The 12,316-nt window shown below is 50.3% G+C and carries 8 protein-coding genes and 1 tRNA gene; 3 read left to right on the top strand and 6 right to left on the bottom strand.

The features are described from left to right. The 4 genes from ABJP42_RS06890 to ABJP42_RS06875 all read right to left on the bottom strand — a co-directional run. Window positions 1–2,175 (bottom strand): type I restriction endonuclease subunit R (locus ABJP42_RS06890; RefSeq protein ID WP_348339593.1); only part of this gene is annotated, 2,175 nt, incomplete at its 3' end. A 2-nt stretch (window positions 2,176–2,177) separates the two neighbouring features. After that, the gene (locus ABJP42_RS06885; protein WP_348339592.1) at window positions 2,178–3,212 is read right to left on the bottom strand and encodes an abortive infection family protein; all 1,035 of its coding nucleotides are present in this window, start codon (window positions 3,210–3,212) and stop codon (window positions 2,178–2,180) included. A gap of 4 nt (window positions 3,213–3,216) precedes the next feature. Next, the gene (locus ABJP42_RS06880; RefSeq protein ID WP_348339591.1) at window positions 3,217–4,632 is read right to left on the bottom strand and encodes a restriction endonuclease subunit S; all 1,416 of its coding nucleotides are present in this window, start codon (window positions 4,630–4,632) and stop codon (window positions 3,217–3,219) included. Continuing rightward, window positions 4,629–6,308 (bottom strand): class I SAM-dependent DNA methyltransferase, encoded by a 1,680-nt coding sequence (locus tag ABJP42_RS06875; protein WP_348339590.1) that lies wholly within the window; start codon window positions 6,306–6,308, stop codon window positions 4,629–4,631. The genes ABJP42_RS06880 and ABJP42_RS06875 overlap by 4 nt, the downstream gene beginning before the upstream one ends. Before the next feature lie 427 nt (window positions 6,309–6,735). On the opposite strand from ABJP42_RS06875, the gene ABJP42_RS06870 reads away from it, so the two are divergent. The 3 genes from ABJP42_RS06870 to ABJP42_RS06860 all read left to right on the top strand — a co-directional run bounded on the left by ABJP42_RS06870 (window position 6,736) and on the right by ABJP42_RS06860 (window position 9,774). Beyond that, window positions 6,736–6,918 (top strand): hypothetical protein, encoded by a 183-nt coding sequence (locus tag ABJP42_RS06870; protein WP_348339589.1) that lies wholly within the window; start codon window positions 6,736–6,738, stop codon window positions 6,916–6,918. Between the two features lie 253 nt (window positions 6,919–7,171). After that, window positions 7,172–9,001: a type IV secretory system conjugative DNA transfer family protein gene (locus ABJP42_RS06865; RefSeq protein WP_348339588.1), complete on the top strand. Its 1,830-nt coding sequence runs from the start codon at window positions 7,172–7,174 to the stop codon at window positions 8,999–9,001. Next, window positions 8,995–9,774 (top strand): replication-relaxation family protein, encoded by a 780-nt coding sequence (locus ABJP42_RS06860; RefSeq protein ID WP_348339587.1) that lies wholly within the window; start codon window positions 8,995–8,997, stop codon window positions 9,772–9,774. The genes ABJP42_RS06865 and ABJP42_RS06860 overlap by 7 nt, the downstream gene beginning before the upstream one ends. A 334-nt stretch (window positions 9,775–10,108) precedes the next feature. Here ABJP42_RS06860 and ABJP42_RS06855 read toward each other — a convergent pair. Next, a tRNA-Cys gene (locus ABJP42_RS06855) sits at window positions 10,109–10,182 on the bottom strand. Between the two features lie 943 nt (window positions 10,183–11,125). After that, window positions 11,126–12,250, bottom strand: coding sequence for a CobW family GTP-binding protein (locus ABJP42_RS06850; RefSeq protein ID WP_348339586.1), 1,125 nt, complete (start codon window positions 12,248–12,250; stop codon window positions 11,126–11,128). Between the last annotated feature and the right edge of the window lie 66 nt (window positions 12,251–12,316).

Below are 12,316 nucleotides of genomic sequence, written 5' to 3'. Positions count from 1 at the left end.
CTTCTCTAACAGAACAGAATAGGCTTCGTGGGTATCATGGGTGGGCCTACCCTTACCGTTTGATCCAGTATATATTTTCAAAGCCTGCTTTAGTTCGTTGGCAATGCCAATGTAGTCAACGACGAGCCCGCCGGGCTTGTCTTTGAAAACTCGATTGACGCGAGCAATGGCTTGCATCAAATTATGCCCCTTCATCGGCTTATCAATATACATCGTATGGCAGTTTGGCGCGTCAAAGCCTGTTAACCACATATCCCGCACGATCACTAACTGCAGGGGATCGCTTACATCCTTAAAGCGCTTCTCAAACAGCTTCTTTGTTTCTTTACTGTAAATATGAGGTCGCAGCTTGTCTTTGTCGGATGCTGAACCTGTCATTACAATTTTGATGGCTCCCTTCGTCGGATCCTCATCATGCCAATCTGGCTTAAGGGCAACGATTTCATCGTACATCTCCACGCAAATTTCGCGGCTCATACAAACAATCATACCTTTTCCGGGCATACTCGCAATGCGTTCTTCGAAATGTTGAACTAGGTCTTTTCCGACTTCAGCAACTCTTGGCTCGCTACCAACAAGCTTTTCCAGTGCAGACCACTGAGATTTGGTCTTTTCACGCGTTGAAACATCTTCCTCATCTTCGATGAGTTCATCCACGTCATCATTAAGTGCTTCGATCTCTGCCTCATTGATATTCAATTTGGCCAAACGGGATTCATAATAAATGGGTACCGTTGCCCCATCATCCACAGCGTCTTGGATATCATATACAGAAACATAGTCGCCAAATACCGCACGCGTGTCTTTGTCACCCGTATCAATAGGCGTGCCAGTAAATCCAATGAACGAAGCCCCCGGCAAAGCGTCCCGCATATGCTTCGAATAACCGAACGTATATTTGCCAGTCTTAGGGTTAAGTTTGGCCTTGTCTCCGTATTGGCTGCGGTGAGCTTCATCACTCACCACGACGATATTTTTGCGCTCACTCAAGACGGGATGCGCCGTTTCTTTCTCCTCTAGCGCAAACTTCTGAACCGTCGTGAAAATGATTCCGCCAGATTGGCGCGACGCAAGCATCTCTCGTAGCTCGTCGCGGTCACCAGCTTGCACGGGTGATTGCTTCAGCGTCTCGGCGGCCATGCCAAACGTATCATGAAGCTGTCCGTCCAGATCATTGCGATCTGTCACCACGACAATCGTCGGGTTATTCATGCTCGGCTGCGCCAGCAGCTTCCCTGCATAGCACACCATAGAGATCGATTTTCCCGATCCCTGAGTGTGCCAAACCACCCCGGCTTTACCAGCCTTGTCGCCCTGAGCCTTGGTTGCCGAGATAGTTGCATCAACCGCAGCGCGGACTGCGTGGAACTGATGATATCCGGCAATTTTCTTGATTGTAACGCCATTGTCTTGCTCAAACAAAACAAAGTGGCGAATGTAGTCCAGCAGCAACTCAGGCTGGAAAAAGCCTTTGACAAGCGTTTCCAGGGCATATTCAAACGGCGGTCTATCCTGTTCTTGGGCAATCGTGCGCCACGCCATGAAGCGCTCTTTGTTCGCCGTCAACGACCCAACACGCGCATGCACACCATCACTAATGACCAAAGCCTCGTTAAAGGTGAATAGGTCAGGGATTTCTTCTTTGTAGGTCCGTAGCTGTTGGTATGCTGTCCAAATATCCGCGTTGCTATCGGCAGGATTTTTCAACTCTAAAACTGAGATCGGCAAGCCATTGATAAACACAATTATATCGGGGCGACGGTTCCCCTTGGTGCCTGCGATCGTGTACTGATTGATCACAAGGAACTGATTTTTCCCGACGGTCTCAAAATCGATTAAACGCACGTAATCGGTTTTTTCTTCTCCGGAGGCATCCTTAAATGTGATCTTCACACCTTCCAACAAGAACTGATGAAATGCTTTGTTGTTCTTGACTAGGATTGGCGTTTCTGGCTTCGCCAATTGTAGCGCGACTTGTTCCAAAGTCTCCGGCGGAATATGCGGATTGATGACCTCAAGACGGTTCAACAATCGATCATGCAGGATAATCTGTCGATAATCGGCGCGCTCTGGTGCAGGCCCGTCCGGAGCAATATCGTACCCACAGATATAGTCATACCCGATGGATTTAAACCAATTGAGGCAAAGCTGTTCTAGTTGATCTTCTGTTATCAAAACTATGCCACCTCACTTGGGAAATATTTCATGGCCTTTTCGATGACAACTTCGATTGCCTCATCGATACAATGCTCAGTAAATGCCTTTTTAATAAGTGTGCGTTTTATTTGAATCCTGAACTTTGCGATCAAAGAGTCTCGACTCTGCCAATCTAACCCTGCTCGATTCAAAGCATAGTCTTGAGCGAACTCAGCAATCTCAACTCTGTCATCATCTGAAATCGCATTTCCAACCTCTTCATTGATCACCAATGCAGCGGCGATCTCTGAAACAGGATCCACATCGGGTTCGGCGGTCAATTTTTCTAAAGGTAGCTCAGCTTCAGTGGTTTCTGGTTCTGCCACCAAAGTCACTTCTGGCACCTCCACGCCAGCGTCTTCTTCTTCAGTTTGCACATACTGCAGCAACATCGCCCGATAGGTGTCGACGTCATAAGTAAACAGAAAAACACTAAATGGAATATCTTCGGCCTGGTTCACAGGAATTTCTATCGGATCGTTTTGACTATCTAGCCAATCGTTAAAAACAGCGTAGTCGCTGTAGAAAATTCTTTGTGCCTGCTCTGGGTCGCTAAGGTTCTTATGCTTTCGGAACAGGAAACCTCCCATTCCATCAACGATATGAGCGATCATTTCTGCTTCAGGCATTTGTATCGGGTTCTCATAGTACCCATCGTCCCCGTGCGATGCCGCTCCGTAAGCGTTCCTCAATTCACCCACATTGTGGACAATCGAGCTGGTCAGCCTTTTGAGGATCTCGTTGGCGGCACTCTCATTATTCAGGATGATTTCTTTTCGCACTTCACTATAAAGCGCGGAAAACGTACCTGAAAAGTTTGGTTCAGCCTGCCTATCTGTCAAAATCGTTTTGAAAATGCTCTCTAATAGAGATTTTGCAGTATCCAAAGTCAGCGCGGGATCATTGGAACTTACTGCTTGCTCAAGGCGACTTTTTTGCTCTATCAGGTGGATTGCACTGTCAGCACCACCAATTGCCTTAGTGCAATTCTGTAAAATAAAAGCTGTATCGCTCATGGCTTCAGACTGCCTCGCTCAAAATAATTTCACCGGAAATCAGTTTTGGCAGCAACGTATCTCGCACTTCAGTTAAAGATTTTTTCTCGCGCAAATTTCCGGTGATTTTATCATAGAGACTCCCTACTATCGTCGAATATTCACCAACCAATTCAGCATCAGGAACGATCACTGGAATTACTTTAAAATTCTTCTTGCTGATCTCGGCAAACGTCGTACCGCTTGCTCGTTGCTTGATGTCGTCCATTATAGATTCGGCCCATTGGACAACAAATTCTGAGGTCAAAACTCCTTCGCACTTCATTGCGATATAACCTTGATTGATCGCAACTGGAATTTTAGAAATAGCCAAGTAGCCCACAGGGGCTCGAGAAGACATTAATACGGTATTTTTAGGCAATACTCCGGAGCTAATTTTATCCAATCCGGCCTGTGTGATTTTCCGCGCAGTCTCCAACAGAATCTTGTCCGTTAGGTTCGACATGTCTTTCGGGGATGTCCAGTGGATATGGCCACCTTCCCAAAATGCTTCATTTTTTGTGCTGGGTGTCCCGCCACCGGCGACGGTTACCTCATTGCCAATCTCACTCCAACACCATCCCTCCGGTATCTCGCCGGGTTCGGACGGGACGAGCTTATCTGGGAAAAGGTCGGCGGTCGCGGTTAGGGATGTGATCTGTTCGGGGGAGAGCGTGTCGAGTTGGTCGAGGGGTTTTCCGGCGATGGCGGCCATGGCGGCGAGGTTGGGGTCTTGGCCGTTGTCGCGGGCTTTGATCTTGGCGCGGGTGGGATCAAAATCCACAAACCAGCTCTTAAACACTGCTTGCGCCATCTCTTCCAATGTTTGGTTGGTCTGGCGGTTGATTTCGATTTTATCATTCAAGCTTCGAAAGGCCTGTCCAATTTCATCTCTTTCCTGCTTAGGAGGCCAAGGCAAAGGGATTTTTCTAATATTCTTCATTGGGACGGTCGGTTGACCACTGCCAACTTTGTACCCATCCAATAAAGCCGCGAAAGCCTTACTCCTCAGGAATACATAGAGAAAGTAAGCGTCATCATCATCATTGGCACGCAGGCGGCAGACATTTGGTGCAAGGTGATATTTGTCGTCTGAATCCACAAGCGCTGTATCACCTAACTTAGAACCCGTATAGGTGAGCAATATGTCGTTGCGAAACAACTGCGATCTAGGCAACGCTTCAGAAACCGACTTGGCTATTCTCTTTACGTTTGTAGTATCTAATTGCCCATCGACGACGTTAAGAGAACGAAGCGCAATTATTTCTCCTTCTTCGATATACTTAAAATGCTTTGTGAACTCATAACCAGCGAGTTTCGTAATGTCTGAAACCAACCCCAGTTCAACTACATTCCAATTTTCTGGCATCTCTCCTAAATCTGGGTGTGAACTGGGGGTCATACGTCATACCCCATGCCAAATAGGTTCTGCTTGATCTCCGCTTCCAACCGATCGCTTTCTTCAAACTGACCTTTCAACTGTGTTGTCAGACGCGCCATTTTCTCCATGAAAGGTTCGTTGTCTTCTTCAACATCCGCCGCGCCGACATAACGACCGGGGGTAAGTACGTGATCATGTTTTTTGATGTCCACCAGCGTGGCAGATTTCACAAAGCCTGCGACATCAGCATAGCCTTCGCCCATTTGCCAATTGTGGAAGGCATCGGTGACTTGGCTTAGGTCATCCGTGGTAAAGTCACGCAAAACGCGGTCTTTCATGTAGCCAAGCCCACGCGCATCTATGAATAGTACCTCGCCCTTGCGGTCCCGCAGTTTGCGGCCAGCGGCCGTCGTGCGCGCGCCTTTGTTCTTGGTTAGAAACCAAATACAGGCGGGGATTTGTGTGTTGGTGAATAGCTGTCCCGGCAAGGCGACCATGCATTCCACCAGATCTTCTTCGATTAGCTTTTTACGAATGGCCCCTTCGTTATTGGTGTTGGAACTCATCGAGCCATTGGCCAGCAACAAGCCCATCGAGCCATTCGGGGCGAGGTGGTAGAGCATATGTTGCAACCAAGCAAAGTTGGCATTGCCCGAGGGCGGCGTGCCATATTTCCAGCGCGGGTCATTCTCGCTAACCCCTGTGTCCCATTCCTTCATGTTGAAGGGCGGGTTGGCCATAACGTAATCGGCGCGCAGATCGGGGTGTTGGTTGTTGGTGTAGGTGCTGGCGGGTTCTTTCCCAAAGTTAAAATCAATCCCACGAATGGCCATGTTCATAGCAGCAAGTTGCCAAGTGGTGTGGTTGTATTCCTGCCCATAGATCGAGACGTCGTCAATGCGGCCTTTGTGGGCATTGATGAAATGCTCTGACTGAACGAAAAAGCCACCAGAACCCATCGCAGGGTCGTAAACGCGACCTTTGAAGGGTTCGAGCATCTGCACAATCAAGCTGACGATGGATTTGGGCGTGTAGAACTGCCCACCCTTCTTGCCCTCTGCCAACGCGAACTGCCCCAGCATGTATTCGTAGACATGGCCGAGAATATCCTGAGAATTCAAGCTGGCGTGCGTGAAGGGGATTGTAGCGACAAGGTCGATCAACTCGCCGAGTTTAGATTGATCGATCTGCAGGCGGGTGTAGAGTCTGTTGAGAACACCTTTTAACTTTGGATTGTCTACTTCAATCTGTTCGAGAGCGTTGTCGATCAAGTGGCCAACGGAGCTGAATTTCTTTGTACTGCCGCCAGGAAGCGTAATTTCAGCACCACCGATGACAGTTTTGTTGTTGTCTTGCAGGAATTTCCAACGGGCAGTGGTAGGCACCCAAAAAACGTTGACTTCGGCATAGTAGTCGCGCTGTTCAAGCTCTCGGGCAATTTCTGCGGCGTATTCATCGGATCCGGCGCCGCCGTAGTCGGATGGGTCTAGATAGTACTCATGCTCTTCGTCAATGAACTGTTTCATAAGCTCATCTCGGCGGATCTTGAAAGAGTCAGAAATGTATTTGAGGAACACAAGGCCAAGAACGGTGTGTTTATACTGAGCAGCATCCAGTGTGGAGCGTAGCTTGTCAGCAGCAATCCAGAGTTTTTTCTCTAGATCAGATAAAAATAGCTGCTCATGTTCATGGATCATAATTTTTCCTCTAGTCGGCTTTTCGCCGCAGCTCGTTGTTATTAACGCCTTGTTGGTCAAGGCTTCCTAAATCCCTTGCGCACTCCATAACACGACCGCAAATTTTTCAAGGACAATTCTACCAAAGTCAGCTCGCCAGGAGTTATCAGATAGTGACTCTATCAGACGTTCAGGCTTGACACTGCAAATGACCGCTCCCCACACTTCATTAAATCAATTCTTTTCATACCTTTAGACTAACATAGCTTGACGTCACGATCTACTGATTTGGGAACAAACCGGGAGTTCAACGACCAAGGAAACATGCCGGAAATACAATCACGTGTGCTGTTGCGGACGGCGGCAAGGTCAGGAGCTTCTTTCGCGCCTGATCATAAAACTCCATAAAAAGAGGGATTGTCCCGCTTGACCCATCGGAGCATTTGCCATGAAAAAACTGTCTGACGTTGATGTCGCAGAAGTCGCACTCGAATGTGATACACACGTTGAAGCCGTCCGCCAGATTGAGGATCGCGTTGACGTTGCGCCTGAAGGCGAAGAGCAAACGGGCCTGGTTGTCACGGAAGCATCATTCCGAGGCCAACAGGCACGAGAACGGCTGGGGGGATAATCCCCCCAATTTTCATGCCGTCTTGTCAGAAAAGCTACAGTGCACTTCCACATTTTAGCCGCCCGACCAGATCGCTCGGCGTGTCCAGATAGATGGGGATAGCAAGGGGGATACCGAACCCTCATCTGCTTTCACCCACTTGTTCAACCCTGTTTTCTTATGTGTCGATATGAGTCTTACTACTCTGAATTGCTGATTTCGTGATTCATGCACCACATGAGGGTGCACCGGTTTGACCATTGGGAGACGACTCATGCGCTTGAAAGACTATCAAGACTTTGGTCTGCGAGAGCTCAACCTTGAGCTCGCTGGAGCTGACAGCATTGGCCGTATCCGCGTGTCAGAAAGCGACGAGGTGGTGGAGCATTGCATTCAACATCGCTTGCAGGTCGTCGCCAGTGCCATTGACAACATCTACCACGAGCATGGCGATGATATGGGGTTGAGCGCTGAGCAGAGCCGCCAGCTCCTGACCTTTGACCAGTACCTGAGCACGGTCAAGGGCATAGACAGTATTCGCTCAAAGCTAGCCGATGCCGAGCGAGATATACCCTACCAAGGCAGGCGGATGGGAAACCCCGCAGAAGACAAAATCGCAGCAAAGATCATTGAGAAGAAGACAGGCTATAACCCGACTGAGAACTGGAAACAGGCCGATAAAACCAATGAGGCCCGTCGCAAGCTTTATTCCCAGTACGATGCCACTACCTTGCACCTGGCACGCAACTTTAGTCCTCATGTCCATACGCCTGATCGCACGGGCTACCTTTACTTCATAGAGGGGCAGGACGCTGCCTTTATCTCTGCGCTCAAAGAAGCGCTGCCTGTCACACCCTTGATCTCAGAAATCCGCCGCCACGCATACATTACGGGCGGCTCAGGCTCCGGCAAAACAGAACTTCTGAAACAACTGATCCACGCTGCCTATCATCGCTTCGATGAAGCGACGATTGTCATTGATCCCCACGGAGATCTGGCTGAGCAAGTCGCTCATTGGGAGATGTTCGTGGATGATGACCGGCTGATTTACATCGACCCCTACTTTGAAGAAGAGCATGTGCCTGCCTTCAACCCACTGATCGTGCCAGAAGATACATCCATGCAACAACGGGAGGTCATCGCCCAGCAACTCGTCAATGCCTTTGAGCAACTTCTGAAAGGCTCCAGCGGTGATAGTCTGACCGTGAACATGCGGACGGTTTTGATGCCCTGCATTCTGACGCTGCTGGATCAACAGGGCTCTACCCTTGCTGATCTTCAACGATTTATGAACGACCGCCTCAATGAAGACCTGATAGCGCTGGGAGAGCAGTCGAACCGGCGCGCCATCCGGGATTTCTTTAAGTATGACTTCTCGGGTGATCCAACATTGCGCCCATCGAAAAGTGCCATCTCAAGAAAGCTGCAAAGCCTCTTCAACACATTCGCCTTTGATGAAGTGGTCAACAGTCCCGTAAGTCTTGATCTTGAAGCGGCGATCAACCAAGGTAAAGTTATCCTGTTCAATCTCTCCAAAGGGAGAATGGGTGATGAAGCCAGTGAAGCCTTTGGGCGCTTGGTTGTAGCAGCAGTTCAGGGACTGGCCTTGCGTCGTGCAGACATTCCCGAAGATCAGCGCACACCTATCAACCTCTTCATTGACGAATGCCAAAACTACATCGCGCCTGCCACGATGCAGATTTTGGAGGAAGCCCGTAAATACGGCGTCAGCCTGACGCTCGCGCAGCAAGTGGTAGGCCGGGGCATGTCTTCTGAAATGCAGACCGTGGTACTCAATAATACCAACGTCAAAGCAGCAGGCCGAACACCTGAAGATGACAAGCTGGCCAAAATTCTCGGAAAGACCCAAGCAGATGTGCAGGCGCTTCAAACCGGTCATTTCTGGATGAAAGTCGGCAACGGCAGTACGTTCAAGCTTGAAGCCAACAGTGATCTGGTTGGCGATGACGTCAGCATGACGCCAGATCAATGGGCTGCAATCAAACAACAGCAGCTTCGTCATTATCGCAACCTGAATGAGACGGCTGCGCCGCCTCCCGCCAGCGAGTCTCTCCCCGATGATGGCAGCCCCATGGCATGGTGAAACTGGATACTCTGGGCCGCCGCAGCCGCTTTGAGCGAAGCCCTACAGGCAAAAGGATGCGTTTGACACCTCGCGATCAGGAGATTTTATCTTGGCTATATCGCTATCGATACCTGCGCCATGATCACCTGATCCGCATCTTCATGCCCAAGTCACCTAAGCGCTTTGCTGAGCGGCTGGGCGATTTGTTTCATGAGACGGGCTTCATAAACCGACCTCTACTTCAAGCGCCTCTGTTTGATGCCCGGGCCACGCCAATGATGTATGAAATCAGCAATAAGGGCGTTGCCTATTTGGAGGCAATGAGTGCACTTCCACCTCGAACCGTAACCTTCTCTCGCCGTCCTAGAGACAGCTTCAACCCGCAGATGCTGCACACGATTATGATCATTGAAAATCTGCTAGAGGCTGAGCTAGCCACGCGGTCTAAGCCTGAGAAACGCTTTGTACCTGTGGAGGAAATTTTGGCGAGGGCACCAGAAGCCACACGGAAGGCCAGGAATCCTCTAGCGTTACCTGTCAGAATCGACGGGAGGCAGACACAACTGATCCCTGACGCACTCTACGGCATTGAACATCAAATCGACGGAGAAGGCCGCTACCGTTTCTATGCTCTGGAATGCGAACGCACGAGCCCGGCATTTCGTTCAGGTACCGCCACATCCAGCACCAGGAAGAAGCAAGCCGCCTACGCTGCGGCGATTCAAGCGCAAGCGTTCAAGGCTCACTGGGGCATCCCCAACCTTGAAGTGAAAATAACAGGACGTGATTGACTTAAACTGCAGAAATGACAGGAGTTAAACCAATGGACCCTATGCTGAAGGCTATGGAACTTGAGATAAAGTACAAGAGCTGTCTGGATAGCAAAATATTTGCAACAATCCCAAATGAAGACGAGCGGGAATTATGCAAGGCGGCAGCAAAGCTGTGTAACTATGACAAGAGCCAGTTCTATGGCGCTCTTCAGTACTTGTTGTCACGGTAGATCAATTGCCGCTCATACCTGAACATAGGTACTCGCTTCGAAACTCAGCGATTTATGAGACTAAAAAGAGACTAAATCCGCTGCTGGGCTTGCTCATTTTCTCATAAGTGTTTGATTTTGTTTGGAGGCGAGTACCGGAATCGAACCGGTGTACACGGATTTGCAATCCGCTGCGTCACCACTCCGCCAACTCGCCTTTTCAACAACTTAGCTGTGGCGGGTGGTGTCCTGCCACACAGTCTGTCACACCTTCTATTTATGTTCTCTTTTGTTCGCAAGAGACAAAACGACAATTAATCTCGAAAATCCTTCGGCCTCAACGTCGGCACTTTTTGGTGAGCGGTAAGGGGGCAGCGCTGCGCCATTTTGGCGCTTTGGGCAGTCGCTGTAGCAAGGGATTTCTCATCAGCGTCTGCCAGGTAAAACTCAAACGAGGTAGCATGCCGGAGCGCGTGTATGCCATTGTCAACGGCATCGATCAGCTGCCGGATCTTAACTACCGCATCCGAGGTTCCACGGTGCTGCCAGGGGCCAGCAGCTGGGGTGGGTTGCAAGAATGAAACGCCGCGGTTTTTAAGTGGTTACAAGCGCGGCGTTGCGGTGTAGAGGAGGGGCCTCCAATGGCCTCTCTGCGTCTTGTTCTGGCACAGAACGGTTCTGCCATCTTCGATATCGCCCTGTTCTTTTTAGATCTGCAACTCGTTGCCGGGTAGCGATGCAGAATTCAAACACCGGTAAAGATCGGCCAGTGGCGGTTCTGCGATGGGTATTGATTTTGGCCTTGAGACAGGGTTTGCGGTCCTACATTTTACTTGATGGCTCGCACTCCCTTTCCAGGGCTTTCCATTTGCTTGGTGGGCAGGGCCATACCCTTTGCATGATCAAACGGGATTTTCGACACTGTACTTTCGGCACCGTCAGCCGACAGTTCGAAGAGGGTGGGGGTGAGCTTTGTGCCAAGTGCTGGAAGTGTTGTGCCCTCAGATGACTGGGCCCTCCAGTCTATGATTTATGCGCTGGCGCAGGCTATCGATTAAGCAGGTTAACTTGGGTTGCTAAGTGCATCTCGAATTAGCTTCGGCGGTTTTCACTATGGCCAGAAACCTCGCCCTGCATCGATGGTGCCAGAACTACTAGCCTTACAGGGGCATCTCTTTCAAAGTGTGGACCGTGATACCCTGTGTATCTCCGCCTTCTTCTGGACGCAGAAGCAGGGTTTCGAGGCTTTGCTGCAGATCGGCTTTTGTGAAATCCCGCGCGATCAATACGACCCGACTGGTACAATCCGCGGCAGGCCAGTCCTTCAGGGGCACGGGTGGCTCAAAAATATGTTGCACCCCATGAAAGACGAAAGGCATGGCGACGCCTTCAATGTGGACGATGCCCTTCAGGCGCAAAATGTCCGGCCCGCGCAGCGCGATCAGCATGTCCAGCCAAAAATCAAAAACACTGGCAGGAATGGGGCGGTCGATTGAAATCGAGGCCGCGGCAATCCTATCATCTTCGGCATGATGAGATTGCGTGCCAAACTCCGATAGTGGATTTTCCTGTGGCAGGCGAATGCCGGACAGGCCTGCCAAAGGGTCCTGAGGTGACGTCAACTGCGGTTGTGAGAGCCAGCCGAGGGCGTTTTCTTGCGAGACCTTTTTTCGCATGATGCCCAGCCCAAAGAAAGTACTTGCAGGCACCGCCCCGTGATCGGTTTCTATGCGGAGCGCGCCGGGGTTCAACCGGTCGAGCCGGTGATGAAGCGATCGGATCTCGCGAGAAGAGCACAGATCCTTTTTGGTTAAAACAATCTTGTCAGCCATTGCCACCTGAGCCTGCGCCTCCGCATGCCTGGCAAGGGTTTCAACACCAAGAACCATATCAACAACAGTAAGGATACCGTCCAATGCAAATCGCGCAGCGACATCGCGGTCAATCAGCAAAGTGTGATGCACTGGCCCTGGATCCGCCAATCCAGTGGTTTCAATGACAACCCGATCAAACTTCAGATCACCACTGTCACGACGGGACAGCAAGGACAACAATGTCCGCGACAAATCCCCCCGGATCGAACAGCAGATACAACCCGCCGCCATCAATACGACGTCCTCGGCAGCGGCCTCGATCAAGTCATGGTCCAGTCCAGCCTCGCCAAACTCATTAACAATGACCGCCACGCGGCCCGAGCTCGGATCATTCAGCAGATGGTTCAAGACCGTTGTCTTGCCAGCTCCCAAAAAACCGGTGAGCAAGGTAACGGGGATTAGATTTTCCATCTCAAGGAAGGCTTTCGGGTTGCGTCGTGGGGCTAATGCTGACTAGTTATGTGATACCATAACACT

The sequence above is a fragment of the Pseudophaeobacter sp. genome, assembly GCF_039971195.1.
Classification (GTDB): domain Bacteria; phylum Pseudomonadota; class Alphaproteobacteria; order Rhodobacterales; family Rhodobacteraceae; genus Pseudophaeobacter.
Note: the sequence above shows the minus strand (reverse complement) of the source record. Positions and strands in the feature narration are given on the sequence as shown.

What these genes read in the sequence shown, in the direction of transcription:
- ABJP42_RS06885 (WP_348339592.1), bottom strand. Translation starts at nt 3,212, where the DNA reads ATGAGCGATACAGCTTTTATTTTACAGAATTGCACTAAGGCAATTGGT.
- ABJP42_RS06880 (WP_348339591.1), bottom strand. Translation starts at nt 4,632, where the DNA reads ATGACCCCCAGTTCACACCCAGATTTAGGAGAGATGCCAGAAAATTGG.
- ABJP42_RS06875 (WP_348339590.1), bottom strand. Translation starts at nt 6,308, where the DNA reads ATGATCCATGAACATGAGCAGCTATTTTTATCTGATCTAGAGAAAAAA.
- ABJP42_RS06870 (WP_348339589.1), top strand. Translation starts at nt 6,736, where the DNA reads ATGAAAAAACTGTCTGACGTTGATGTCGCAGAAGTCGCACTCGAATGT.
- ABJP42_RS06865 (WP_348339588.1), top strand. Translation starts at nt 7,172, where the DNA reads ATGCGCTTGAAAGACTATCAAGACTTTGGTCTGCGAGAGCTCAACCTT.
- ABJP42_RS06860 (WP_348339587.1), top strand. Translation starts at nt 8,995, where the DNA reads ATGGTGAAACTGGATACTCTGGGCCGCCGCAGCCGCTTTGAGCGAAGC.
- ABJP42_RS06850 (WP_348339586.1), bottom strand. Translation starts at nt 12,250, where the DNA reads ATGGAAAATCTAATCCCCGTTACCTTGCTCACCGGTTTTTTGGGAGCT.